Raw genomic sequence first — 24,355 nt, 5'->3', positions numbered from 1 at the left:
GGCACCCCTGCACTCAGATGAAACATCATGAGTCTTTGCCACTCATTGCCATCACTCGCGGTGAGGGTGCCTGGCTTTATGACGACAAAGGGAATGCCTTTTTAGATTGCATTAGCTCTTGGTGGACCAATCTATTTGGTCATGCTAATCCGCGTATTAATCAAGCCATTAGTAAACAGCTAGAAAAGATTGAGCACGTAATGTTGGCTGGCTTTACCCACGCACCAGTTGTTGAGCTCTCAGAAAAACTCAGCGCTTTAACTCAAGGCCATCTAGGTCATGTGTTTTATGCGTCTGATGGTGCCTCTGCAGTAGAAATTGCACTAAAGATGAGTCATCACTATTGGCAACTGCAGGGTAAGCCTCAAAAGAAAAAATTTGTTTGTCTCGAAAACAGCTACCACGGTGAAACTTTAGGTGCGCTTGCAGTTACTGATGTTGCGCTCTTTCGTGAAGCTTATGGCCCGCTCTTGCAATCTGTTTTCATCGCGCCATCACCAGATAGCCGTAAAGCCAAAGGTAGCAAATCTGCTAAAGAGATTGCAATTGAATGTGCAGATGCTCTCGAAACAATCTTTGTCAAAGAACATCAAAACATTGCCGCATTCATTATTGAACCCTTGGTGCAATGTGCCGGACAAATGGCAATGCACTCTCCAGAATATCTTCGCCGAGTCAGGGCCTTATGTGATCAATATGAGATCCATCTGATTGCTGATGAAATTGCGGTAGGTTGTGGACGAACAGGTAAATTTTTTGCTTGTGAGCATGCTGAAATTTGGCCTGACTTTTTAACACTATCCAAAGGCATTAGCGGAGGTTACTTACCGCTTTCGCTCTCCATGACAACTGAAAAAATTTATCGAGCGTTTTATCGCGATCAAACTGCTCAAGGTTTTTTACATTCGCATTCTTATACCGGCAATCCCTTAGCTTGCGCAGCAGCACTAGCTGCTCTCGCCATCTTTGAATCAGACCAGGTCTTAGAAAAAAATATTGAGCGTGCGCAAGATCTAACCCATGCTTTTACATGGGCAAAAAAAGATGCTCGTCTTGAGTACTGGCGCCAGCAAGGCATGATTCTGGCGTTTGATGTAAAACCATCAGTCTTGAAGAACCCCAGCAGCTTCGCCAGAGAAATGTTTTCAGCAAGCCTTTTAGAGGGTATTTTAATTCGGCCGATTGGCAATACGATTTATGTCATGCCACCTTATATTTTGACTGCATCGCAAACGCAGAATATGGCTCAAGCAGTACAACGTGCGCTGAACCGAGTTTTGAAATGAGCCATTCGTTTAATGCGTACGCCTTAGTAAAACAAGCGATTGCTCAGCTTGAAGAAAAGCTGTTAAAACGTACCGTTCGGATTAATGAGAGAGCTTGCAATGTGGATGCTCTAGTCGGCGGTCGCGTACTCAAAACTTTTTGTAGTAATGATTATTTGGGTTTTGCTAATCATCCTGCACTAGTTGCAGCATTATCTGAAGGCGCCCAAGAGCATGGGGTCGGTAGTGGCGCTTCTCATCTCATTAGTGGACACAGCCGTGCGCACGACTTACTAGAAAATCAATTGGCACGCTTACAAAGTGCTCATATTCCTCATGCGCGTGCACTCTTTTTTAGTACAGGCTATTTAGCCAATCTCACAGCGATTACTAGTCTGATTGGATTGGCAAACAAGGGTGAAGCTCATATCTATTCTGCTGCACTCAATCATGCCTCATTAATTGATGGCGTTCGTTTGGCTAGCGCCCAACATCAAGCTTCAGTAACTGTCTTTGATCATCTCGATCTTGCTGAACTAGAGGGTGCCTTAATTAAAGACACGTCTCCTTTGAAACTCATCGTTATTGATGGTGTCTTTAGTATGGATGGCGATCTAGCACCACTCCATCAATTACTCAAACTCGCTGAACAATACGATGCACTTCTGATGGTAGATGATGCACATGGCTTTGGTGTGCTTGGTGAAAATGGTCATGGCATCCTTGAGCACTTTGCACTTCATTCTGAGAGGCTGATCTATATCGGTACCTTAGGTAAGGCTGCTGGTGTCAGTGGTGCATTTATTTGTGCGGAAGATTCTTTCATCGAATGGGTGATTCAAAAAGGGCGTCCCTACATCTATACAACTGCGACACCCCCAGCAATCGCACATACTGTTTCAAAGAGTCTCAATCTCATCGAGGGGATTGAAGGCAAAGCTAGGCGTAAACATTTAAATGAATTAATCAAACTGTGGAATCAGGAGATGGCGTTCTCAAGTTGGGAAAAGATACACTCATTGACTGCAATTCAGCCAATCATTATTGGCAGTAATGCCAATGCCCTACTGGCATCCAAACTACTAGACGAAGCAGGATATTGGATTCCGGCAATTCGTCCACCCACCGTGCCAGAGGGCAAGGCTCGTTTGCGAGTGACTTTCTCTGCGAACCACACAATGGATGATGTCAAAAAACTCATTGAGGTTTTACAAAAGATAGAGTCCAGCATGCTTGTAGGGGATGCTGCATGAATCTCTCGAAGGGGTATTTCGTTACAGGCACTGATACAGAGATTGGTAAAACGCTTGTCAGCGCAGCATTGCTGTGGAAACTCAACTCTTTGGGGATAGATTGTGCGGGATTCAAACCCGTTGTTGCAGGCACTTACGCAGCACAAAACGGATCGCGTCTAAATGAAGACATAGAAAGTTTAAGAATAGCGTCTACGAGTAAAGCGCAGCGCCCACTGTCTGCGGATGATCTCTGCCCTTATATCTTAGATGCGCCGATTGCACCACATCTTGGTGCAGCTTCACAAAATATTGCGCTGGATGCAAAAACGATCTTGAGCGCCTTTAAACAATTACAGCAAGATTTTTCGACTGTCATTGTTGAGGGTGTGGGTGGATTTTTAGTGCCCATCAATGATGTCAATAATATGGGCGATGTGGCTCAGAGTTTCGATTTACCCGTGATCCTGGTAGTAGGAATGCGCCTAGGCTGCATCAATCATGCGCTACTGAGTTGCGAAGCAATTGTTCAGCGCAAACTCAAGCTTGCGGGATGGGTTGCCAATTCATTAAACACGCCGATGCCCATGCTTCAAGAAAACATCAATGCACTCAAAAAATGTATTCCCGCACCTTTTTTAGGGCTTATTCCTAGCCTAAGTCAGCATTTAGTCAAACCCCAAAATGCGCCCTACTCGATAGAGGCGCTCGCTTTTGCTGCCAAGCACCTGAATTTAGAGCTTCTTTAGGGGCTTTAGGGCACTTTCGGCTAAGATGAAGGCATGCGTTTACTCCCTGAGATCATTGATTCCTCAAGCGCAATTCAAGAAATTCGGCGCAATATCCACGCCCACCCTGAATTACGTTTTGAAGAGAATCGCACTTCCCAACTCGTAGCCGAAGCGCTTTCCAGTTGGGGCATTGAGGTATTCCGAGGTCTTGGTAAGACCGGGGTTGTAGGTCGCCTGGTTGGAGATCTTGGTCCAGGAAAAATGATTGGTCTGCGTGCTGATATGGACGCCCTACCTCTTCAAGAGCACAACACCTTTTCTCATTCATCGCAAAATCCTGGAAAAATGCATGCGTGTGGTCATGATGGTCATACTGCCATGCTTCTCGGAGCAGCAGAATACTTATCTAACCATCGCGATTTCAAAGGTAGTGTGATCTTCATTTTTCAGCCTGCTGAAGAAGGTGGAGCTGGTGCACGTGAAATGATCAAAGATGGTTTATTCAAACAATTTCCTTGTGATGCTGTCTTTGGACTTCATAACTGGCCAGGTTTAGCAGAAGGAAATTTTGGTGTTACTACGGGCCCGATGATGGCCTCTAGCAATACTTTTGAAATTACGATCAAAGGTAAAGGTGGCCACGCCGCACTTCCACATAACAGCGCAGATCCTGTCCTCACTGGAGTACAAGTTGTTCAAGCCTTACAAAGTATTGTGACTCGCAACAAACGTCCAGTGGATGCTGCAGTTTTATCTGTGACGCAATTTCATGCGGGTGAGACTAGTAATGTGATTCCAGACAGTGCATTCATTGGCGGCACCATTCGCACCTTTACTTTAGAGGTGTTAGATTTGATGGAGCAAAGACTACGAGAAATTGCTGAACATACAGCTAATGCATTTGACTGTCATGCAGAAATCATTTTTACACGTAACTATCCCCCGCTGATTAATCACGCTAAAGAAGTTCGCTTTGCAGGGGAAGTCATGAAAGAGCTGGTTGGCGAAGAGCAAGTTGATATGGATATTGATCCAACTATGGGGGCTGAGGATTTCGCCTTCATGTTGCTCGAGAAACCTGGATGCTATGTTTTCTTGGGCAATGGCGATGGTGATCACCGATCAGTAGGTCATGGCATGGGTCCATGTCACTTACACAATCCCTCTTATGACTTTAATGATGCACTCATTCCAGTTGGAGTGAGTTATTGGGTCAAACTTGCACAGCGCTATCTAGCTTAAGCGTTCGTAAATTTTGCTGGGCGCTTCTCAATAAAGGCTGCCATGCCTTCTTTTTGGTCATGGGTCCCAAAACAGCTGTGAAAGAGGCGTCGCTCCAAATGAATCCCTTCGGAGAGCGTCGTTTCATAAGCAGTGTTGATGCTCTCTTTGGCCATTAATATCGTCAACAAAGGCATTGCAGCAATCTCGTGCGCAACTGCCTTTACTTGTTTTAAGAAATCCGCTTGCGGAAAAATACGAGCTACTAAACCAGCACGCTCTGCCTCAACCGCATCCATCATGCGCCCAGTTAATACAAGATCCATTGCTTTCGATTTTGAAACAGCACGAGGTAAGCGTTGTGTACCACCAGCGCCTGGAATAATTCCGAGCTTAATTTCAGGTTGAGAAAATTTAGCAGTGTCTGAGGCCATAATCATGTCGCACATCATAGCTAGCTCACAGCCGCCGCCCAAGGCAAAGCCAGATACTGCTGCAATGATAGGCTTGCGAACTTGTTTAATCTGATCCCAATTGCGCGTGATGAATTCCTGACGATAGACTTCGTTAAAGCCCATTTTGGCCATCTTAGAAACATCTGCTCCTGCAGCAAACGCTTTTTCACTTCCGGTCACGATCATGCAGGCAATATGATCATCAGCATCGAATTTCTGCAGCGCGGAGAGAAGCTCATCCATCAAGCTGTCATCAATCGCATTCAGAACCTGTGGGCGATTCAGTGTAATGATGGCAACTTTGCCATCCACTTCAGTCAATATATTTTGGTAAGTCATCATTTCCTTCCGGGCGAAGATTACAGCTTAACGAGGTAATAGTAACCACATCTTGCCATTTTGTTTCATATGGCCTGCCAGCTCTGCGGCTGCATCGCCTGAGCCCCAGAAAAAGTCAGCTCTGACGCCGCCCACAATAGCATTTCCAGTATCTTGAGCCATTACTAATTTTTGAATCGATTCTGTACTTAAGAGCTTGTTGGTTGCTAAAAATACTGGTGCGCCAATTGGAATTGATCTCAGGTCAACTGCAATACTTCTTTCGGGGGTAAGCGGCACTCCTAGAGAGCCTACTGGGCCTACCTCAGCCCCACCATCACTTGGCAACTCTTTAAAAAAGACAAAGCGAGGATTGGCATTCAGCATTTCAGTAACCTGGCCAGGATTACGTTTGGCCCATTCTGAAATACTCTGCATAGAGGCCTGATTTCTTCGAATCTCTTTTCGCTCTATTAACCATTGGGCGATAGATTGAAATGGTTGATCGTTCGTTCCCGCAAAACCGAGACGCAAAATACGGCCATCTTGTAAACGAATTTTTCCTGAACCTTGTATCTGCATAAAAGCTGCAGCAACTGGATCTTCGACCCAAGCTATTTCAGAACCATTCAAAACACCCGAGCTAAGAAGCTGTGCTCGAGTAGGTCCCGGAATTGGCTTTGATCTCTTCCAAGCACTCGGGTAGGCGTATAGGGGCACGGTATAAGTGCTGGTTCTCGTCAGCGAACCATTCAAGAGGGGTTCGTAATAGCCAGTAATTAAACCGGTATCGCTCCCGTTATAACTATTGCGTACCTCGTATACCTGAAAATTATTCTCAAAGTATTGACGAATCCCTTGAGCGTCACGGGCAGGCGGTGTGTTCGCTTGAGAGCAAACTCCACGCCAATTAATCTCACCATTTTTTTTACGCAGGACTTCACAACTTCTTAGCCATGCGGGCCATGCTTTACTGAGATCATCTTCACGCCATCCTGGCAAAGCCTGCCATGAGACCGCGGAAAAAGTTGCTACCTGAGAGCTATATGAACTCGGTGCACTACCACTGCTCGAATAATTGCCTGGAGCACGTGTAGGGGGCACAGAACACCCCACTATTAAAACGAGAATGCCCACTAGGAATACACTAGCTAGCGAGTGCCGATAGAAACCACCTAATAATTTTTCAGATTTAGAAGCCATGATTGCCAATTTACTCGATGAATACCCAATGCTACTTTTTGTCCTTGAGGCGGCCATTGCCTTAGGCTTGTTATTGTTTATTGTCCTTTGGACCGGAAAAGGGAAAAAATAAGCTTTTCTTAGTGCAAGGTCCTAGGCATGACTAGTGCAAATTCAGGGATGGGCGCCTGAAAAAACTGAGCCTCCTCCGTAATACAGAAATATTCGCCCCTCATAGTGCCAGCCGAAGTGGGCAAAGTAGCCCAACTGGTGTACTCAAACTGCTCGTTTGGTCTTAAAAGGGGTTGTTGCCCCACAACCCCTAGGCCCCGAACCTCTTGGACATCGCCATCTCCATCAGTAATAAACCAATGGCGGGCGATTAACTGAACATTCATTGCCCCAGAATTGCGAATGGTCACGGTGTAGGCAAAGGCAAATTGGCGATTATCGGGGTCAGATTGCTCCGGTAGGAACTGGGAGCGCACAGTAATGCTGATCTCTAAGGAATTCATGCCGCAATTCTGCTCCATCCAAAGTACAACTGCAAGCTAGAATCTAGGGATGGATAAGCCAAATTCGTCCCAAAATCTGCCTTTTGTAATAGCGCCCTCTATCCTTTCGGCTGACTTTGCCTGTTTAGGTAAGGAAGTTACAGAGGTTCTGGCTGCTGGAGCAGACTGGATTCACTTTGACGTGATGGATAACCACTACGTCCCCAACCTCACAATTGGTCCATTAGTATGTGAGGCTATTCGTCCGCACGCCATCAAAGCGGGTAAGCCGGCGACCATCGACGTGCATCTCATGGTTGAACCAGTCGATCGAATTGTTCCTGATTTTGCTAAAGCTGGCGCTAATCTCATTAGCTTTCATCCCGAGGCAAGTCCTCATGTAAATCGCACACTGAATCTGATTCGCGATAGCGGCTGTAAAGCGGGCTTGGTATTTAATCCTGCAACGCCTTTAGATCATCTGGATCACATTTTGGATTTGGTTGATTTGGTTTTGCTCATGTCGGTGAACCCAGGATTTGGTGGGCAATCATTTATTCCAAGTACGCTTACAAAAATTACCCAGGTGAGATCTCGCTTAGACCGTTATCAACAAGATAGCGGAAGGCAGATACGACTTGAAGTAGATGGCGGAATCAAGATCGACAATATCGCTGCAATAGCTAAGGCAGGAGCAGATACATTTGTGGCAGGCTCAGCGATTTTCGGCAAACCCAATTACGCAAATATTATTCAAGAGATGCGCTCAGAATTGGCGAAGTCAGGACAAGCGTAATGCAGCTCGATGAATTTAATGCTTTAGCAAAGCAAGGCTTTAATCGAATCCCTTTAGTAAAAGAAGTATTGGCGGATCTCGAGACGCCACTATCGCTTTATGTAAAGCTAACTCAAGCCTTTGGTAAAAAAAATACTTACTTACTAGAGTCGGTTGTAGGCGGCGAACGCTTTGGTCGCTTTTCATTCATTGGTCTTCCAGCAAAAACGCTTTTGAGAACAGCTGGGACGCCCACAGCGCCACTGACTGAGATTCTGACTGATGGCAAAGTTGTAGAGAGTAATCGGGATAATCCACTCGACTTTATCGATGCCTACTTCAAACGCTTTAAAGTGCCCTTACAAACCGGCCTGCCCCGCTTCTGTGGTGGCTTAGCGGGTTACTTTGGTTACGATACTGTGAGATATATCGAAGCAAAATTAGCTAGCCACAACTTACCTGATGAATTAGGTGTACCTGACATTCAATTGATGCTCACCGAAGAGTTGGCGGTAATTGATAACGTCACTGGAAAAATTTATTTCATAGTCTATGCTGATCCTACCGAGCCCCATGGCTTTGAAAAAGCTCAAGTACGCTTAAAAGAACTACTCGCATGCCTAAGCAAGCCCTTCAGCATGCCTGTTTCAAGACCGAGCAATAAAACAGATTTAGTACGTAACTTTAAGGCTGCTCATTTTGAGAAAGCTGTTCTTAAAACTAAAGAATATATTTTGGCTGGCGATTGTATGCAAGTCGTCATCGGCCAACGCATTAGCAAGCCCTTTACCGATTCTCCTCTAGCGCTTTACAGAGCATTACGATCTCTCAATCCATCGCCTTATATGTACTACTATGACTTCGGCGATCTCCAAGTAGTCGGCTCCTCACCAGAAATTTTGGTTAGGCAAGAACTACGTGGAGGAGAAAAAATGGTGACGATTCGCCCCTTGGCAGGCACTCGCCCCCGCGGAAGTACGCCTCAAGAGGATGAGCGTCTAGCACAAGAATTGTTAGCTGATCCCAAGGAAATTGCTGAACATGTGATGTTGATCGATCTGGCTCGTAATGATGTGGGTCGCATTGCCAAAACAGGCTCTGTCCAAGTGACTGACTCGATGTCAATTGAAAAATATTCTCATGTACAACACATTGTTAGCTCTGTTGAAGGTCAATTGCTCGACAATATGAGCAATATGGATGTACTACGCGCCACCTTCCCAGCCGGTACTTTATCTGGTGCCCCAAAGATTCGGGCGATGGAAATTATTGACGAGATGGAGGTCGTTAAACGCGGCGTCTATGGTGGTGCTGTGGGCTATCTCTCTTTCTCGGGCGATATGGACGTTGCAATTGCGATACGAACTGGGGTGATTCGGAATGGAGTTTTACATTCTCAAGCGGGTGCTGGTGTGGTTGCAGACTCAGATCCAACTGCAGAGTGGAAAGAGACCGAAGCCAAAGCGCGTGCTGTATTGTTGGCTGCTGATTTAGTTCAAGGAGGACTCGATGCTCCTCATGATTGATAACTACGACTCGTTTACTTATAACTTAGTTCAGTACTTTGCTGAGCTGGGCGAAGAAGTGAAAGTGGTGCGTAATGATGAAATTTCCGTAGAGGATATAGCCGGCCTGAAGCCAAGTCGTATTTGTATTTCTCCAGGGCCCTGCAGTCCAGCAGAGGCGGGTATCTCGGTAGAGACTATCAAGCGCTATGCGGGCCAAATTCCGATTTTGGGTGTGTGCTTAGGCCATCAAGCGATTGGTGAGGCTTTTGGCGGACATATTGTGCGTGCTCAAAAAGTGATGCATGGCAAAACTGATCAAATTCATCACACTGGATTGGGTGTTTTTAAGAACTTGCCAAACCCTTTCAAAGTGACCCGCTATCACTCCTTGGCAATTGAAAAAAGTTCTTTACCCGCAGTTTTAGAAATCACAGCGACCTCACCCGATGGTGAAATCATGGGTGTGCGTCATCGTCAACTCGCTGTAGAAGGGGTGCAATTCCACCCTGAGTCAATTCTGTCTGAACATGGACATGCTCTCTTGAAGAATTTTCTCCAGGCCTGATAACTAAAATGATGCCAATTACACCTCAAGAAGCTCTGCAACGTTGTATTGAACATCGCGAATTGTTTCACGATGAGATGACGCATCTGATGCGCATGATGATGAATGGCGAAATGTCGCCCACCTTGGTTGCAGGCTTATTAGTAGCCTTACGCACCAAGAAAGAAACCGTTGGTGAGATTGCTGCTGCTGCTAAGGTGATGCGTGAATTTGCTACGCCAGTACAGATTAATAACAAAGCACACTTAGTAGACGTGGTTGGGACTGGCGGTGATGGTGCCCATACTTTCAATATTTCTACTGCAGCGATGTTCGTTGCAGCTGCGGCTGGTGCAAAAATTGCTAAGCACGGCAATCGTAGTGTGAGCAGTAAATCCGGTAGTGCTGATGTTCTTGAAGCGTTAGGCGTCAACCTCAACCTAACACCAGAAAGAGTGTCTCAATGTATTTCTGATGTCGGTGCGGGTTTTATGTTTGCGCCCAATCATCATCCTGCTATGAAAAATGTTGCGCCGGTTCGTAAAGAGCTTGGCGTTCGTACCATCTTCAATATCTTGGGCCCCCTGACCAATCCTGCAGATGCTCAGCATATTTTGATGGGCGTTTTTCACGCAGACTTGGTTGGAATTCAATCGCGAGTCTTACAGGCTCTGAATATGAAGCATGCCTTAGTAGTCTATGGTCGCGATGGCCTTGATGAAATCTCTCTTGAGGGCCCTACCTTAGTTGGTGAACTCAAAGATGGTGTAGTTCGTGAATATGAAATTCATCCACAGGACTTTGGTCTAAGTACCGCTTTGACATCTCAGTTCAAAGTCGCCAATGCAGAAGAATCTAAGCAAATGATTCTGGATGTGCTCAATGGAAAAGCAGGTCCAGCTAAAGATATTGTTTGCCTGAATGCTGGAGCAACCCTCTATGTTGCTGATGTTAGTAAAGACATTGCCAGTGGTATTACCATGGCAAAGCAGGTTATTGAATCTGGTGCTGCCCTACAAAAGCTTAATGCATTCATTGCAGCAACCCAAAGTAACTAGCACTCGATATATGAGCGATATTCTTGACCGGATTGTGGCAACTAAGCGCCTCGAAGTTGCTAGAGATACTCAAAAAATCTCCCTCGCTCAACAGCGCAATAAAGCAGAGTCCAACAATCAAGATGCGCTGATGCAGCCACGTGGCTTTGTAGCCGCCATTGAGAAGAAAATCGCCAATGGGAAATCTGCTGTGATCAGTGAGATCAAAAAAGCCAGTCCCAGCAAAGGTATTTTGCGGGAGAACTTTCAGCCCGCTGAAATTGCGCAAAGTTATGCCGCTAACGGCGCAGCTTGTCTTTCTGTTTTAACTGATGCTGACTATTTCCAAGGAGCGAATTCCTATCTTGAAGCGGCTAGGGCAGCCTGCCACATTCCTGTCCTGAGAAAAGATTTCACGATCGATCCCTATCAAGTTTATGAAGCGCGGGCCATTGGGGCCGATGCCATTCTGCTTATTGCTGCAGCTCTGGATATCAACCAGATGAAAGAGCTTGAACTGTGCGCTATCGAACTAAACTTAGACGTGCTAGTGGAAGTTCATAACGCTGAAGAATTAGAGTTTGCACTTGAATTAAAAACGCCTTTACTGGGAATTAATAATCGCAATCTCAAGACATTTGAGGTGAGTTTGCAAACAACCCTCTCCTTGCTACCCCTGATACCTACAGGAAAGACAGTCATTACTGAGTCCGGAATATTGAACATTGAGAACGTCAAGTTAATGCAAGATCATGATGTTCATGGTTTTTTAGTTGGCGAGGCTTTCATGAGATCAGAGGATCCTGGTGTGGCTCTCAATGCACTTTTCAAGTGCAAGGACTGAAAAACATTTATCTTGGATGAGGCGTACAATCAGCCCTAGAGCTAATGCTAAATTAACTAAAAAATTCATCTCCTAGTCCAGTACAAAATGCCAAACCCAAACACTCCCGCCTATTTGCGATTTTTAAATCTTATCGATGCAATCGATAGGATCGCTCCAGGTAAAAAATTGGATTGCACAGAAGAAAGTCTGCTTAACACTGTCGTGCTGAGCTTTCATGCAAAAAAACCGGTACTCGTCGGTGACTTAATTTCCCTATCCGCGTTGGGCTCACAAGCCACCCTACACGGTCGTCTGAAAACCTTAAGCGCTATGGGCTACATTAAGATGGCAGCGAATGAAGATGGCCGAAAAAAAGAAGTGATCCCTACTAAGCTCGCCCTTAAGCGCTACGAAGAACTTTCGAAATGTCTTGAAAAGGCTGCCAAATCTGCTAGCTGATACGCTCAAAGCAAATAAAAAGCCCGCTGAATTAGCGGGCTTTCTTGTTTTAAGGCGCTACTTTAAACGTTGAACAAGAAATTCAATACATCTCCGTCTTTCACTACATATTCTTTTCCTTCAGCACGCATTTTGCCAGCCTCCTTAGCGCCTGACTCGCCCTTGTATTGAATAAAGTCAGGATAAGCAATGGTCTGGGCACGAATAAAGCCGCGCTCAAAGTCGGTATGAATCACTCCAGCCGCTTGCGGGGCCGTATCTCCTTGACGAATTGTCCAAGCCCGCACTTCTTTTACGCCAGCCGTGAAGTAAGTATGTAAACCCAGCAGCGCATACCCTGCACGAATGACTCGGTCTAAACCTGGCTCTTGCATACCTAAATCTGCCAAGAAAGCATTTTTATCAGCGTCATCCAAATCTGCGATTTCTGCTTCAATCGCCGCGCAGACTGCCACTACAGGCGCGCCCTCTTTTGCTGCATGCTGCTGAACGGCCTCTAGATGAGGATTATTGGTAAAGCCATCTTCTTTTACATTTGCTACATACATAGTGGGCTTAGCGGTGATTAAACATAGCGGCTTAATCAGTAATTTCTCTTCATCAGTCAGTTTTAAACTTCGAACTGGCAGAGCAGAATCTAAATGGGTCTGAACTTTGGTCAGAACCGCCACCAATGCAGCTGCTTCTTTGTCATTTCCTGACTTTGCGGCTTTAGTAGAACGATTCAGGGTTTTTTCAACTGTTGCTAAATCCGACAGGGCCAGCTCGGTATCAATCACTCCGATATCTGCAATGGGATCAATCTTGCCAGCCACGTGAATCACATTGGGATCCTCGAAACAACGCACTACATGCGTAATGGCATCAGTTTCCCGAATATTGGCTAAGAATTGATTACCTAGACCCTCTCCCTTAGAGGCACCAGCCACCAATCCAGCAATATCAACAAATTCCACTGCGGCAGGGAGGATTCTTTCTGGAGAAACAATCTCAGCTAAGGCAGCCAGGCGGGGATCAGGCACCTCGACCACACCCACATTAGGCTCGATTGTGCAAAAAGGATAGTTCTCAGCCGCAATACCAGCTTTGGTAAGCGCATTAAACAGGGTAGATTTGCCGACGTTAGGCAGGCCGACGATGCCACATTTCAAAGACATGTTTGTATTGTAAAGGGGCTGGTTTCGATATCATCGAGTTATGTCAGAAGTTCATCAAAATCAGGCTTTCGCCAACACTGCCAAACCCCAAGACGCTAGATCAATTGATGTAGCCGTGATCGGTGGCGGGATTGTAGGCAAAGCAGTGGCGCTAGGGCTTGCCCAGCTTGGACTTCAAACCCTAGAAATCGCTCCGGGACTAGATCAGGCAATTAGCACTCCCACAGGCAGTGAATGGGGGCAGCGAATTTACGCCTTTTCTCCAGGAACCATCACGCTACTCAAGCGCCTGCAAGTCTGGGATGCCGTAGATCATAAACGCCTTCAAGTTGTCAAAGATATGCGCATTTATGGTGATCGGAGTGAGCCTACAGATCAACTCCACTTATCCGCCTTCGAGGCAGGCATTTCTGAATTGGCGTGGATTGGTGAGTCTGATTTGATCGAACACACGCTCGATACCGCTACTCGCTTTCAGAACAAATTGGAGCGCTTAAGTACCAGCATTAAAGCAATCAGCGTCGATCCAAATGGCGCTCATCTCGAACTTGAAAATGGTAAACCGATGACTGCCAAACTTGTGATTGCAGCAGATGGCGCCAATTCTTTTATTCGCTCGTCAATCGGGATTGAGATTGAAGAAGAAAGCTACGAGCAAACTGCAGTGGTGGTGAATTGGCAGTGCGCCCAATCCCATTTACAAACTGCATATCAATGGTTTCTTCCGGGGGGTGACATCATTGCAATGCTGCCCTTACCAAATCAACAAGTTTCGATGGTCTGGTCTACCTCAAACGCTCATGCAGGACATTTACTTAAGCTCAGTCAATCTGAATGGACCAAACAGTTTGGTGAAATAGCCGACGGGGCTATTCTTCAACAACTCGGCGGGTTAACACTGCACTCTCAACCAACGAGCTTCCCTTTACGTAAAATGCGTTCTGAACGCTTTATTGGACCAGCATCAGATCCAAAAGTTGTTCTACTAGGAGATGCTGCACATGTGATCCATCCTTTAGCTGGCCAAGGACTCAACCTAGGACTGCGCGATGTTGCTGCGCTTTTAAATGTTTTGGGTAAACGTGAGAGCTTTCGCTCCATTAATGATTTAACTTTACTGCGCCGTTACGAACGAGAACGTCAAGGCGATACGAGCGCATTACTCTGGGTTACCGATAAATTAAAAAAATTATTTTCTGGTGCAAGTAACGTAGAACGTTTTGCTCGCAACTTTGGCCTGGGACTAGTGAATAAAAGTCATTTTTTGAAGCAGCGCCTGATTCAACAGGCTCTTGGGGATAACAATCTTGAATAAATTATTGAATTTTTTTCTATGCATTACTTTGAGTCTAGGTTTTGCAAGCCTTGTATCAGCTCAGACTGAACAGAAAATCAAAGCTGAGCTCCAAGGTAAATTAGGTAGCAATACCAAGATTAAATCTGTCACAGTATCTACCATTGCAGGAATCTACGAAGTTCAAGTAGGCAACGATGTGTTCTATACCGATGTCAATAGTAAATATCTTCTTCAGGGAGAGATCATTGAAGTCGCCACCGGTAAAAATATTACCGAGCAACGCCAAAATGATCTGAATCGAATTAAATGGGCTGATTTACCAAGCGCCAACGCAATCAAGATAGTTCATGGCAACGGTAGTCGCCAACTGGCCATCTTTGCGGATCCTAACTGTGGATATTGCAAGCGTTTAGAAAAATCCTTGCAGCAACTTGATAACGTCACAATCTATACCTATCTCATTCCGATTTTGTCTGCAGACTCTGTACAAAAATCTAAGCAAATTTGGTGCGCTAGCGATCCAAGCAAAACTTATGTCGATTGGATGATCAATGGCACACCCATCACCGGTAAAAATGATTGCAATACTGTGGCAATTGATAAAAATCTAAGTCTAGCAAAAACTTTGGGTATTACTGGCACACCCACCATCTTCTTTGTGGATGGCAGTCGCTTTCCTGGTGCGGCACAGTTGACTGATATCGAGAAAAAATTCAGCAGCCTGAAATAATTCACGATAGATGAATATGAATCCCATCATTTCTCAAGATTACCCAGCAATCGAGTACACGATCTGGCCAGCAGACCTTCATGGTCATCGCTTCCAAGTCAAACTTCGGATTGAGAACCCTGATCCTGCTGGACAAGCCTTACAAATGCCCAGCTGGATCCCAGGTAGCTATTTGATACGAGACTTTAGTAAACATATTGAGACTATTGCGGCCCACTCATTAAAGCAGCCTGATCAGAAGCTTGAGCTTGAGCGCATTAATAACGATCAGTGGCGCCTGCCCCGTATTGATGGTCCAGTGGAGGTATTGGCTACGATATATGCCTTCGACTCATCCGTTCGTGCCGCTTATCTAGATACCGAACGTGCATTTTTGAATGCGACAAGTTTGTGTTTAAGTGTGTGTGGACAGGAAAATATTCCATGTGCCTTGGTACTTGTTCCACCAAAGGCTGCAGATGCAGAGTTTTGGTCTGTTCAAACCACCCTGCGGTCCGCCAAAATTGATTCAAAAGGCTTTGGTTTTTACCTTGCTGAAAATTATGCAGACTTGATCGATCATCCAGTTGCAATGGGCCAGTTTCAGTTAGTCGAGTGGAAGTCTCAGGGTGTAGCGCATAGCATGGCTATTCAGGGATGCATTCACCCAATTCAGGTGAAACGTTTAGCAGAAGATTTGGAGGCAATTTGCTCTTCAACCATTGCGCTCTTTGAACCTAAAAGTAAACGCGCTCCGTTTAACCGTTATTTATTTTTAGTCAACGCTGTAGTGAGTGGCTACGGCGGTCTAGAGCACCGCAATAGTACCGCTTTGCTTTGTCGAAGAGACCAAGTTCCCCAAGCAGAAGTAGCTTTTGATGAAAAAGCATATCAAGAATTTTTAGGGCTCTGCAGTCACGAATATTTTCATGCTTGGTTAGTTAAACGCATTCAAGCTAAGGCATTCCAGCCTTACCGTTTAAATCGCAGAAATCACACGCGCTTACTTTGGTTATTCGAAGGCTTTACTAGCTATTACGATGACCTGCAACTCTTTCGCAGTAAACGCATTGATTTAAAAACGTATCTGGGTATTATTGCTGATAACTGGAACGCCATCTTACGTAGTCCAGGAAGAAATAAACAAAGTCTCGCTGATAGCTCTTTTGATGCGTGGACTAAGTATTACCAGGCTGATGAAAATACTCCTAATAGCGTAGTCAGTTACTACGGTAAGGGCGCCCTCTTAGCATTGGGACTTGATCTCCAAATTCGGAATTTCACAAAAGGCCGCAAGTCACTAGATGATCTCATGCGCTTGATATGGCAAGAGCATGGTTTAACCATGAATGGTATTGAAGAAAATGGCCTTGATACACTCATCTCTCGATTATTAGGCAGTGGCTTTCAGAAAATTTGGTCTCAATTTAAAACAGAATATATCTTTGGTACTGCAGATCTACCTTTAGAGAAATGGTTTAACCCTCGCTTGATTAAAGTGAGCTCTAAATCACTAGCCAAGCTGGAGATGGTGAAGCTGGCTTTCGGTATTCGATATACGGACGATAAGGGCTGGCTAAAATTAACTCATGTGCTTGATGGTGGTGTAGCCCAGGCAGCGGGGTTAGCACCCGGTGACTTGATCTCTAGCATCAACGGTCAGCGCGTGACGAGCTCTCGTTGGGATAAAGTCCTAACGAGCCTAACGATGGATCATGACTGCATAGTCTGCTTTTATCGACAAGATCTTGAGCATGAACGCATGGTCAATCTCAACGTTCATCAAACTCCAAAGCAATACCAGCTCTCAGTTGTCTGATTCCTGCTAGATGCTGATTTCACAAGAAGATATTCCCAAGGATTGGCAGACATTGCTTGGCGATTATTTTGCTTCATCAGCATGGCTTGCTTTACAAGCCAGCCTTCGGTCTGAACTGCAAACCCATCCAGAATTAGTTCGGCCAGAAGCCAAGAATTTTTTTAATGCTTTGCGTTTGACGCCGGTTGATCAAGTTAAGGTCGTTATTTTGGGGCAAGACCCCTATCACTCCCCAGGCCTCGCTCAAGGTTTAGCTTTTTCTATTCCATCTGATGTCCCCACGAACTCTAGAGCGTTTCCAAGCTCACTTCGAAATATTCGTAAAGCACTTGCTCTCGAAGGTTTTGGAAATTTGCCGCATGGTGATTTGCATCATTGGGCCTCTCAAGGCGTCCTATTACTGAATACAGCCCTCAGTGTGAAATTAGGTGAAGCCGGCAGTCATGCCAACATAGGATGGAGCTCTTTGGTTAATCAACTCATTTGTGCTTTAGCTATGCAAAAGCCCCACTTGGTTTGGATGCTTTGGGGCGGCCACGCACAGTCAAAACTCAGCCTGATTGAAAAAGGTCAAGATCAATTGATCTTGCGTTCATCTCACCCCTCAGGGCTTGGGGTCTTTAAAACCGATCGCCCCTTTTTAAAACCGGGCGGTCAAGAGAGTTGTGGGCACTTCACAAAAGCCAATCAGTGGCTCTTGGCGCATGATCAATCCAAGATTAATTGGGTGTAGCGTCAACATCGCAGTAGCCATTAACCCTGGCTAATTAAAGGCCTTAGATTAGTATGTTACATGTAACAGCTGCCTGTGTTAAAATGTTACATGTAACAGTTACTAATAGGGTTTCTATGGGCTCAAGCACCGCAATTCGAGTACAAAAACATCGGGTTTCGCTTCGAAATGCGGGTCTAAGGCCGATCCAACTCTGGGTTCCGGATACTCGGGTTCCGGGATTTAAGAAAGAATGTGCTCGTCAATCTTCCTTGGCGGCAATGACTGATCGGGCGGATCAGGATTTAATGTCCTTCCTTGATGATGCCCTGAATGATTTAGGCGGCGAATGAAGCGAGGCAGTCTTGTAACCATTGCAATGCAGGGTGATTTTGGTAAACCCCGGCCAGCGCTTGTAATCCAATCTGATGTGTTTAACGAGGTCCACTCTACCGTAACAGTTCTACTCGTATCCGGTGAGAAAGTTGACGCTCCGCTATTTAGGCTTGATGTCCTTCCCAGCCCAGAAAATGGACTTACCAAACTCTCTCAGATCCAAGTGGACAAAATTATGTCCGTGCGAAGTGAAAAGATAGGGTCAAAAATTGGGCAACTTGATGACGCTGAAATGCTCAGGGTCAATCGTGCTTTGGGTTTATGGCTTGGTCTGGGCTAGCTAGCGCTAGTTTTGCTTTAGTGCAACGCTGTAAATAATCCCCACAAAAGTGGCTGCAAAGATGGCGCAAAGCCATTCCAGCATTTGGCCAGAATGAAATAATTCAAACCACTGCCCTAAATAAGAGCTAGTAATTGCCGCAATTACCCCCAGAATAATTACAAACAAAAGTTGCTTTGAGCTAGTCTTGATTGGTCGTTTTATGGGGTAGAAAATCCAGCTAGCCAGGCTAGAACCGCCCCCGATCACCAGAAAAGCCAAAAACCCCATTGCAACCCCCATTATTAGCGTCTTCAAATCTATAATCACCATTATGAAGTTGTTGACACTCGGCATCAATCATCACACAGCGCCGGTCGCCATTCGGGAAAAAGTCGCCTTTGACCCTGAATTTCTTCAAGAAGCGTTGCATAACCTTCGCCAACATCTCGTTGGCGCGAATCAGGCTGGGCTGCCCGAAGCTACCATTCTGTCGACCTGTAATCGCACTGAAGTCTATTGTGCTGCGAATGATTCTAATGCTGCCAATCTTTTGCATGAAGCAACTTTTGATTGGTTAGCCAAAACCCAGCGCCTCGCCCCCAGCAGCTTAAAACCCCATATTTATTCTTTGCCACAATCCGAAGCAGTAAGACATACTTTTAGAGTGGCTTGCGGACTTGACTCTATGGTGATTGGGGAAACCCAAATCTTGGGGCAAATGAAAGATGCAGTTCGTACGGCGAGTGATGCCGGAGTATTGGGTACTTACCTAAATCAACTCTTTCAGAAAACCTTTTCCGTCGCAAAAGAAGTGCGCGGCTCAACTGAAATTGGTGCGCACTCGATTTCGATGGCAGCTGCAGCGGTGCGTTTGTCAGAGCGAATTTTTGAATCCATTCAAGATCAGCGCGTGCTATTTATTGGTGCTGGTGAAATGATCAATTTATGCGCCACCCACTTTGTTGCTCACAAGCCTAAGAACGTTGCCATTGCTAATCGCACCATTGAACGTGGCGAAGAATTAGCGGGCTCGATTGCCAATCAAAATATAGAAGCAGAATCTTTCAAACTTTCTGAGCTGCCCCAACGCCTTCATGAGTTTGACATTGTCGTCTCGAGTACTGCCTCCTCCTTGCCCATTATTGGTTTAGGCCTTGTCGAAAGTGCCCTTAAGCATCGACGCCATAAGCCGATGGTCATGATTGACTTGGCAGTGCCACGAGATTTCGAGCCCGAGATTGCCCGTCTCAATGACGTGTATTTATATACCGTCGATGACCTAGGGATGATGATTCAGACTGGCGCCTCTTTGCGTCAAGCAGCAGTGAGTCAAGCAGAAGCAATTATTGAAGATCGTGTGGGCAATTTTATGCATTGGATGCAAGGCCGCAATGCTGTCCCAATCATTCAAGATATCCAGCAGCAAGGTGAACAACTGCGTCAACTGGAACTAGAGCGTGCCATGAAACGCCTGATGCGTGGTGACGACCCTCAGGAAGTCTTGCAGGCAATGGCACAAGGCCTAACTAACAAATTTTTACATGGCTCATTAAATGCCTTGCAGCACTCAAATGGGGCTGAACGTGACGCCCTCATTAAACTCCTCCCAAAATTATTTGCCTTACAGACTAAGCCAGAAGATCAATAAATGAAGCCCAGTATGCGGGCTAAGCTAGACCACCTCGATACACGCTTAGCTGAACTCAATTCCCTCTTAACTACTGAAGAGTCGACGAAAGACATGGACGTCTATCGCAAACTCACGCGTGAGCATGCTGATATTGCAACAGTAGTTGAACAATTTGGTTTGTATAAGCAGGCTGAAGCTGATGCTCAGGCTGCAGAAGAGATGCGCAAAGATCCGGAGATGAAAGACTTTGCAGATGAGGAGCAAAAAAGAGCAGCTGCGACGATGGAAGAATTAGAAGCAGTATTGCAAAAACTGCTTCTGCCTAAAGATGAAAATGATGAACGTAACGTCTTCTTAGAAATCCGAGCAGGAACAGGTGGCGACGAAAGCGCACTCTTTGCAGGAGACTTACTCAGAATGTATACCCGCTTCGCTGAGAGACAGGGCTGGAAAGTAGAGGTTGTCAGTTCGGCTGAATCCGATCTGGGCGGTTACAAAGAGGTAGTCTTGCGCTTAGTAGGTCAATCGGTCTATTCAAGGCTGAAGTTTGAGTCGGGTGGACACCGAGTGCAGAGGGTTCCTCAAACTGAAACTCAAGGACGCATTCATACTTCGGCCTGTACTGTAGCCGTCATGCCTGAAGCAGACGAGTTAGAAGCCGTCAAAATTAATCCTGCTGAACTCCGTATTGATACTTTTAGAGCATCTGGCGCGGGTGGTCAGCACATCAATAAAACAGATTCTGCTGTGCGTATCACACACCTTCCGACTGGCACAGTGGTTGAATGCCAGGATGATCGCAGTCAGCATCGTAATAAAGAACAGGCCATGAAGGTCTTAGTATCTCGAATCATGGATGCACGGCAACGCGAGAAGCATCAGCTCGAAGCGCAGACTCGAAAGTCGCTGATTGGCTCCGGTGATCGCAGTGATCGTATTCGGACCTATAACTTCCCACAAGGACGTATTACTGATCACCGCATCAACCTCACGCTCTACAAAATTGATGCCATGATGGATGGTGATCTAGATGATCTTTGTAATGCTCTGGCATCTGAACACCAAGCTGAACTCTTAGCAGCCTTAGGCGATAACTAATTACTGATGAGCGCAGAATACTCAATTCGCGCTTTACTTGGCTCGAGCCTACTGCCTGCTAATGAAGCTCGTATTTTGTTGGCTGATGTGATTAATAAGCACTATCAACTCCCTCGTAGTGCTCTGCTCTCTAAAGATGATTTAGCGCTCAGCCCAATTGCCTTGAGTGATTGGAAAACCTTAGAGTCCAAAAGATTAGCGGGAGAACCGATTGCTTATCTCATCGGTAAAAAAGGATTTCATGAGATTGAGCTGACTGTTGCGCCAGGGGTTTTGATTCCAAGGCCAGAAACTGAACTGTTGGTTGATCTCGCCTTAGATGCAATCAAACAAGTTGCAGGAACCGTAACAGTTCTCGATCTAGGAACTGGTTCAGGCGCTATTGCATTGGCAATCGCCCACTCGGCAAATCATGCTATGGTCACTGCGACCGACCAATCCATAGCAGCCTTACAGATTGCCCAGCAAAATGCCCGAAATCTCAAATTAGATAAAAGAGTCAATTTCAAGCAGGGGTCTTGGTATCAAGCACTTGAAGGAAATGATCAATTTGATGTCATCGTCAGCAACCCCCCATATATCGCTAAAGGGGATATTCATCTGGGCCAAGGAGACTTGCGCTTTGAGCCCCAGTCAGCATTGACCGATGAATTAGATGGTTTGAGCAGCTTAAAAGTGATTATTTTTGGCACTAACGCCCATCTCAAGCCAGAAGGACTCATTGCAGTTGAGCATGGCTTTGATCAGGGTGATGCGGTGATGGGGATGATGGCTGAGGCAGGATTTAGGGATATTCAAAACCATACCGATTTAGCTGGTCACCCCAGGGTCAGTACCGCCAGAAAATGAGGTTTTACCTGATCTGCTTTACCGCTGATTTCTGATAAAGCTTTAAAATCATCTCATCCTTATTGATTCAAGAAAGACCATCATGGACACCCAAGCAAAAATCAAAGAAATTGTTAGCTCACACCCAGTCGTTCTTTTTATGAAGGGCACTGCCCAATTTCCTCAATGCGGCTTCTCCGGAAATGCCATCAATATTTTGAAGGCAGCTGGGGTAGAGAATCTGCATACCGTTAACGTATTTGATGATGAAAATATTCGTCAAGGTATTAAGCAATATGCTAATTGGCCAACGATTCCCCAACTCTATATCAATGGTGAATTCATTGGCGGCTCTGACATTCTGACAGAAATGTTCCAAAGCGGCGAACTTCAAAAGCTCGTTAAAGCCTAATTGACTCTAACTTGAATTTGAGCTTAGATACTCTTCTTTTATTAGGCCTAGCCTTTGGAATTTGTGTAGGCCTATTGGTCTACATATTTAGTCTACGCGCCGCACTTCAACAATTTACCGGCGTTCAGCAAGAACGGGATCAGGCCATTCAAAAAGCCATTCGGCTCGAGGCTGAGCTCGATTCAGAGCGTAAACAGGGCCAAGGACGAATTGAATCTCTCAATGAAGCTAAAGAGGCCCTGACCAGTCAGTTCAAGAATTTAGCTAATGAGATTCTGGAAGATAAATCCAAACGATTCACCGAACAGAATGCAGCTAGCTTAGATGCCCTCCTGAAGCCACTACAAACTAAACTCACTGAATTCAAAGAACAGGTCAACACTTCTTATGGCAATGAAGCACGCGAGCGCTTTGCCTTAAAAAGTGAGATAGAACGTCTTGCTAATCTGAATCTCAAAATGTCCGATGAGACTCGCTCCCTCACCCAAGCACTCAAGGGTGACTCTAAAGTTCAAGGTAACTGGGGTGAGCTCGTTCTAGAGTCGATCTTAGAATCTTCTGGCCTGCGTAAAGGCGAAGAGTATTTAGTTCAAGATAGCCATACCCTTACCGATGGTTCACGCCTCCAACCTGACGTTGTGGTGAAATTACCCGAAGGTCGTAGCCTTGTCGTGGATAGCAAGGTCTCCATTACTGCTTATGCCCGCCATGCTGAAAGTACTGACCCCGTCATTGCTGAGCAAGAACTTGCAGCCCATATTCAATCCTTACGTCAACATATCCAAGGCTTATCTGCAAAGAACTATAGCTCCCTCTACGGTATTGGCTCGGTCGATTTTGTTCTGATGTTTGTTCCAGTAGAGCCCGCATTCTTATTGGCTCTCAAGACTGCGCCTAATCTCTACCAAGAGGCGCTTGCTAAGAATATCGTTTTAGTTTGCCCGAGTACTCTGATGGCCACACTTCGAACCGTTGCTCACTTGTGGAGACAAGACCATCAGAATCGCAATGCGCTTGAGATCGCCAAGCAGTGTGGCAATCTCTACGATAAATTCGTGAACTTTGTGGATGATCTTGAAAAACTCGGTCAACGTTTAGACCAGGCGCAGACAAGTTATCACGATGCCTTTAATAAACTGAAGGCTGGTAAGGGAAATTTGATTCGTTCAGCTGAAAGAGTTCGCGAGCTGGGTGTAAAGCCTAGCAAGAATCTTGCTTCGCCACTGATTGAATCTGCGGACGATTCTGATTAATAAATCAGCAAATAAAAAACCCGCCGTATTTCTACAGCGGGTTTTCTTAAAACTAAATACCGTTTAAAACTTTAGCAATTAAGCAGCTTTGCGTGCACGTGATGCAGGAGCAGCTTTTTTCACTTGAGTGATCTGACCTTGAACAGCGTCAATTGCTTGCTCAGCAGTTTTTTCTGCAGTTGCAAAAGCTTCTTTGCTTGCAGAGCGGAACTGCTCAAAACCTTGCAATGCGCTACCGTATACAGTCTTGAATGTTGACAAGAATGCATCGGAACCTGCAGGAGCGTTAGCAGAAATGGTGTTTACCCACTCTTGGAAACCGTTTTGCAATTGGTCAATGTTTGCTTCGATAACATTAGCGAGTTCTTTGTTGCTATCGCGCATTACTTTGGTAACTTTGCGTTGGTAAGCAACAGCTTGTGTACCAGCAGATTGCAATGCATCAGCACTGATGATTTCAGTTATTTGCTTTGGATCTTTAGCATTCAAAACTTGCTGAATACCATCTTGTGCGTTCACTAATGCATCTTTAGAAGCTGCATAGTTCAACTCAGCCAATTTCTGGGCGTTTTCGAGAGCAGCTTCGCTCAAAGAAAATGTAGCCTCGAGGCCTTTGCTGTTAATTTGGGACAATTTAGCGGTAATTTGTTCTTGGTTCATGTATTTCTCCAGTAATTAAGTGGTACAACTAATCAATTAAGTGCATTTAATGCATACAAAAACTTTAAATATTGC

Annotated in this window: 26 protein-coding genes; 21 read left to right on the top strand and 5 right to left on the bottom strand. The window is 45.5% G+C overall.

All coding sequences use genetic code 11. From position 1 onward, the window contains the following. The first annotated feature begins 17 nt into the window (after positions 1 to 17). The 4 genes from bioA to Pas1_RS00835 are packed head-to-tail and all read left to right on the top strand — an operon-like array spanning position 18 to position 4,470. Entirely contained in the window at positions 18 to 1,286 is a 1,269-nt protein-coding gene (bioA, locus tag Pas1_RS00850; RefSeq protein WP_404824869.1) for an adenosylmethionine--8-amino-7-oxononanoate transaminase, read from the top strand. Beyond that, entirely contained in the window at positions 1,283 to 2,518 is a 1,236-nt protein-coding gene (locus tag Pas1_RS00845) for an aminotransferase class I/II-fold pyridoxal phosphate-dependent enzyme (RefSeq protein WP_112237057.1), read from the top strand. Before bioA ends, Pas1_RS00845 begins: the two co-directional genes overlap by 4 nt. After that, a complete protein-coding gene (gene bioD / locus Pas1_RS00840) occupies positions 2,515 to 3,246 on the top strand; it encodes a dethiobiotin synthase (protein WP_112294213.1) in 732 nt (243 codons plus the stop codon). Before Pas1_RS00845 ends, bioD begins: the two co-directional genes overlap by 4 nt. Positions 3,247 to 3,279: 33 nt before the next feature. Further along, positions 3,280 to 4,470: a M20 aminoacylase family protein gene (locus tag Pas1_RS00835; protein WP_112294212.1), complete on the top strand. Its 1,191-nt coding sequence runs from the start codon at positions 3,280 to 3,282 to the stop codon at positions 4,468 to 4,470. Here Pas1_RS00835 and Pas1_RS00830 read toward each other — a convergent pair. The 3 genes from Pas1_RS00830 to apaG form a co-directional block, all read right to left on the bottom strand. Then, on the bottom strand, positions 4,467 to 5,243 hold the full coding sequence (locus Pas1_RS00830) for an enoyl-CoA hydratase (RefSeq protein ID WP_112294211.1): 777 nt from the start codon (positions 5,241 to 5,243) through the stop codon (positions 4,467 to 4,469). The genes Pas1_RS00835 and Pas1_RS00830 overlap by 4 nt on opposite strands. Positions 5,244 to 5,270: 27 nt before the next feature. Beyond that, a complete protein-coding gene (mltA, locus tag Pas1_RS00825) occupies positions 5,271 to 6,425 on the bottom strand; it encodes a murein transglycosylase A (protein WP_112294210.1) in 1,155 nt (384 codons plus the stop codon). Positions 6,426 to 6,544: 119 nt separating this feature from the next. Next, positions 6,545 to 6,919, bottom strand: coding sequence for a Co2+/Mg2+ efflux protein ApaG (apaG, locus tag Pas1_RS00820; protein ID WP_112208738.1), 375 nt, complete (start codon positions 6,917 to 6,919; stop codon positions 6,545 to 6,547). 49 nt (positions 6,920 to 6,968) lie between these two features. On the opposite strand from apaG, the gene rpe reads away from it, so the two are divergent. From rpe to Pas1_RS00790, 6 genes are all read left to right on the top strand, one after another. Next, on the top strand, positions 6,969 to 7,694 hold the full coding sequence (rpe, locus tag Pas1_RS00815; RefSeq protein WP_112202781.1) for a ribulose-phosphate 3-epimerase: 726 nt from the start codon (positions 6,969 to 6,971) through the stop codon (positions 7,692 to 7,694). Next, entirely contained in the window at positions 7,694 to 9,199 is a 1,506-nt protein-coding gene (trpE, locus tag Pas1_RS00810) for an anthranilate synthase component I (protein WP_112294209.1), read from the top strand. Before rpe ends, trpE begins: the two co-directional genes overlap by 1 nt. After that, a complete protein-coding gene (locus Pas1_RS00805) occupies positions 9,183 to 9,746 on the top strand; it encodes an anthranilate synthase component II (protein WP_112202777.1) in 564 nt (187 codons plus the stop codon). Before trpE ends, Pas1_RS00805 begins: the two co-directional genes overlap by 17 nt. An 8-nt stretch (positions 9,747 to 9,754) precedes the next feature. Then, the gene (trpD, locus tag Pas1_RS00800; RefSeq protein WP_112294208.1) at positions 9,755 to 10,783 is read left to right on the top strand and encodes an anthranilate phosphoribosyltransferase; all 1,029 of its coding nucleotides are present in this window, start codon (positions 9,755 to 9,757) and stop codon (positions 10,781 to 10,783) included. Positions 10,784 to 10,793: 10 nt separating this feature from the next. Next, positions 10,794 to 11,606: an indole-3-glycerol phosphate synthase TrpC gene (gene trpC, locus Pas1_RS00795; protein ID WP_112294207.1), complete on the top strand. Its 813-nt coding sequence runs from the start codon at positions 10,794 to 10,796 to the stop codon at positions 11,604 to 11,606. 87 nt (positions 11,607 to 11,693) lie between these two features. After that, positions 11,694 to 12,047: a hypothetical protein gene (locus tag Pas1_RS00790; protein WP_112237041.1), complete on the top strand. Its 354-nt coding sequence runs from the start codon at positions 11,694 to 11,696 to the stop codon at positions 12,045 to 12,047. Between the two features lie 62 nt (positions 12,048 to 12,109). Here Pas1_RS00790 and ychF read toward each other — a convergent pair whose 3' ends face one another. Next, positions 12,110 to 13,204: a redox-regulated ATPase YchF gene (ychF, locus tag Pas1_RS00785; protein WP_112202769.1), complete on the bottom strand. Its 1,095-nt coding sequence runs from the start codon at positions 13,202 to 13,204 to the stop codon at positions 12,110 to 12,112. Positions 13,205 to 13,244: 40 nt separating this feature from the next. Between ychF and Pas1_RS00780 the strand changes: the two genes are divergently transcribed. The 11 genes from Pas1_RS00780 (at position 13,245) to rmuC (ending at position 23,620) form a co-directional block, all read left to right on the top strand. After that, positions 13,245 to 14,519 carry an FAD-dependent monooxygenase gene (locus tag Pas1_RS00780; protein WP_112294206.1) on the top strand — a complete coding sequence of 425 codons (1,275 nt, stop codon included), beginning with the start codon at positions 13,245 to 13,247 and terminating at the stop codon, positions 14,517 to 14,519. Beyond that, positions 14,512 to 15,231, top strand: a complete 720-nt coding sequence (locus Pas1_RS00775; RefSeq protein WP_112294205.1) for a DsbC family protein — start codon at positions 14,512 to 14,514, stop codon at positions 15,229 to 15,231. The genes Pas1_RS00780 and Pas1_RS00775 overlap by 8 nt, the downstream gene beginning before the upstream one ends. 16 nt (positions 15,232 to 15,247) lie before the next feature. Beyond that, positions 15,248 to 17,029, top strand: coding sequence for a M61 family metallopeptidase (locus Pas1_RS00770; protein ID WP_112295134.1), 1,782 nt, complete (start codon positions 15,248 to 15,250; stop codon positions 17,027 to 17,029). Positions 17,030 to 17,039: 10 nt separating this feature from the next. After that, positions 17,040 to 17,762: a uracil-DNA glycosylase gene (locus Pas1_RS00765; RefSeq protein ID WP_112294204.1), complete on the top strand. Its 723-nt coding sequence runs from the start codon at positions 17,040 to 17,042 to the stop codon at positions 17,760 to 17,762. A 116-nt stretch (positions 17,763 to 17,878) separates the two neighbouring features. Then, positions 17,879 to 18,094 (top strand): antitoxin MazE family protein, encoded by a 216-nt coding sequence (locus Pas1_RS00760; RefSeq protein WP_112294203.1) that lies wholly within the window; start codon positions 17,879 to 17,881, stop codon positions 18,092 to 18,094. Then, positions 18,091 to 18,417 carry a type II toxin-antitoxin system PemK/MazF family toxin gene (locus Pas1_RS00755; RefSeq protein ID WP_112294202.1) on the top strand — a complete coding sequence of 109 codons (327 nt, stop codon included), beginning with the start codon at positions 18,091 to 18,093 and terminating at the stop codon, positions 18,415 to 18,417. The genes Pas1_RS00760 and Pas1_RS00755 overlap by 4 nt, the downstream gene beginning before the upstream one ends. Before the next feature lie 313 nt (positions 18,418 to 18,730). Further along, positions 18,731 to 20,047, top strand: a complete 1,317-nt coding sequence (gene hemA, locus Pas1_RS00745) for a glutamyl-tRNA reductase (protein WP_112294201.1) — start codon at positions 18,731 to 18,733, stop codon at positions 20,045 to 20,047. Then, positions 20,048 to 21,127 (top strand): peptide chain release factor 1, encoded by a 1,080-nt coding sequence (gene prfA / locus Pas1_RS00740; protein ID WP_112294200.1) that lies wholly within the window; start codon positions 20,048 to 20,050, stop codon positions 21,125 to 21,127. A 6-nt stretch (positions 21,128 to 21,133) separates the two neighbouring features. Continuing rightward, the gene (gene prmC, locus Pas1_RS00735) at positions 21,134 to 21,976 is read left to right on the top strand and encodes a peptide chain release factor N(5)-glutamine methyltransferase (protein ID WP_112294199.1); all 843 of its coding nucleotides are present in this window, start codon (positions 21,134 to 21,136) and stop codon (positions 21,974 to 21,976) included. Positions 21,977 to 22,058: 82 nt separating this feature from the next. Beyond that, on the top strand, positions 22,059 to 22,367 hold the full coding sequence (grxD, locus tag Pas1_RS00730; RefSeq protein ID WP_112202749.1) for a Grx4 family monothiol glutaredoxin: 309 nt from the start codon (positions 22,059 to 22,061) through the stop codon (positions 22,365 to 22,367). Between the two features lie 17 nt (positions 22,368 to 22,384). Next, positions 22,385 to 23,620 (top strand): DNA recombination protein RmuC, encoded by a 1,236-nt coding sequence (rmuC, locus tag Pas1_RS00725; RefSeq protein WP_225971454.1) that lies wholly within the window; start codon positions 22,385 to 22,387, stop codon positions 23,618 to 23,620. A 78-nt stretch (positions 23,621 to 23,698) separates the two neighbouring features. Here the strand turns inward: rmuC and Pas1_RS00720 are convergent, their stop codons facing one another. Then, positions 23,699 to 24,280, bottom strand: coding sequence for a phasin family protein (locus tag Pas1_RS00720; RefSeq protein WP_112294198.1), 582 nt, complete (start codon positions 24,278 to 24,280; stop codon positions 23,699 to 23,701). Positions 24,281 to 24,355: the final 75 nt, after the last annotated feature.

This window comes from Polynucleobacter paneuropaeus (assembly GCF_003261235.1).
Taxonomy (GTDB): Bacteria; Pseudomonadota; Gammaproteobacteria; order Burkholderiales; family Burkholderiaceae; genus Polynucleobacter; species Polynucleobacter paneuropaeus.
Note: the sequence above shows the minus strand (reverse complement) of the source record. Positions and strands in the feature narration are given on the sequence as shown.

Bases quoted from the DNA above. Each gene is read 5' to 3' on its own strand.
- bioA (WP_404824869.1), top strand. From the start codon at position 18: ATGAAACATCATGAGTCTTTGCCACTCATTGCCATCACTCGCGGTGAG.
- Pas1_RS00845 (WP_112237057.1), top strand. From the start codon at position 1,283: ATGAGCCATTCGTTTAATGCGTACGCCTTAGTAAAACAAGCGATTGCT.
- bioD (WP_112294213.1), top strand. From the start codon at position 2,515: ATGAATCTCTCGAAGGGGTATTTCGTTACAGGCACTGATACAGAGATT.
- Pas1_RS00835 (WP_112294212.1), top strand. From the start codon at position 3,280: ATGCGTTTACTCCCTGAGATCATTGATTCCTCAAGCGCAATTCAAGAA.
- Pas1_RS00830 (WP_112294211.1), bottom strand. From the start codon at position 5,243: ATGACTTACCAAAATATATTGACTGAAGTGGATGGCAAAGTTGCCATC.
- mltA (WP_112294210.1), bottom strand. From the start codon at position 6,425: ATGGCTTCTAAATCTGAAAAATTATTAGGTGGTTTCTATCGGCACTCG.
- apaG (WP_112208738.1), bottom strand. From the start codon at position 6,919: ATGAATTCCTTAGAGATCAGCATTACTGTGCGCTCCCAGTTCCTACCG.
- rpe (WP_112202781.1), top strand. From the start codon at position 6,969: ATGGATAAGCCAAATTCGTCCCAAAATCTGCCTTTTGTAATAGCGCCC.
- trpE (WP_112294209.1), top strand. From the start codon at position 7,694: ATGCAGCTCGATGAATTTAATGCTTTAGCAAAGCAAGGCTTTAATCGA.
- Pas1_RS00805 (WP_112202777.1), top strand. From the start codon at position 9,183: ATGCTCCTCATGATTGATAACTACGACTCGTTTACTTATAACTTAGTT.
- trpD (WP_112294208.1), top strand. From the start codon at position 9,755: ATGATGCCAATTACACCTCAAGAAGCTCTGCAACGTTGTATTGAACAT.
- trpC (WP_112294207.1), top strand. From the start codon at position 10,794: ATGAGCGATATTCTTGACCGGATTGTGGCAACTAAGCGCCTCGAAGTT.
- Pas1_RS00790 (WP_112237041.1), top strand. From the start codon at position 11,694: ATGCCAAACCCAAACACTCCCGCCTATTTGCGATTTTTAAATCTTATC.
- ychF (WP_112202769.1), bottom strand. From the start codon at position 13,204: ATGTCTTTGAAATGTGGCATCGTCGGCCTGCCTAACGTCGGCAAATCT.
- Pas1_RS00780 (WP_112294206.1), top strand. From the start codon at position 13,245: ATGTCAGAAGTTCATCAAAATCAGGCTTTCGCCAACACTGCCAAACCC.
- Pas1_RS00770 (WP_112295134.1), top strand. From the start codon at position 15,248: ATGAATCCCATCATTTCTCAAGATTACCCAGCAATCGAGTACACGATC.
- Pas1_RS00765 (WP_112294204.1), top strand. From the start codon at position 17,040: ATGCTGATTTCACAAGAAGATATTCCCAAGGATTGGCAGACATTGCTT.
- Pas1_RS00760 (WP_112294203.1), top strand. From the start codon at position 17,879: ATGGGCTCAAGCACCGCAATTCGAGTACAAAAACATCGGGTTTCGCTT.
- Pas1_RS00755 (WP_112294202.1), top strand. From the start codon at position 18,091: ATGAAGCGAGGCAGTCTTGTAACCATTGCAATGCAGGGTGATTTTGGT.
- hemA (WP_112294201.1), top strand. From the start codon at position 18,731: ATGAAGTTGTTGACACTCGGCATCAATCATCACACAGCGCCGGTCGCC.
- prfA (WP_112294200.1), top strand. From the start codon at position 20,048: ATGAAGCCCAGTATGCGGGCTAAGCTAGACCACCTCGATACACGCTTA.
- prmC (WP_112294199.1), top strand. From the start codon at position 21,134: ATGAGCGCAGAATACTCAATTCGCGCTTTACTTGGCTCGAGCCTACTG.
- grxD (WP_112202749.1), top strand. From the start codon at position 22,059: ATGGACACCCAAGCAAAAATCAAAGAAATTGTTAGCTCACACCCAGTC.
- Pas1_RS00720 (WP_112294198.1), bottom strand. From the start codon at position 24,280: ATGAACCAAGAACAAATTACCGCTAAATTGTCCCAAATTAACAGCAAA.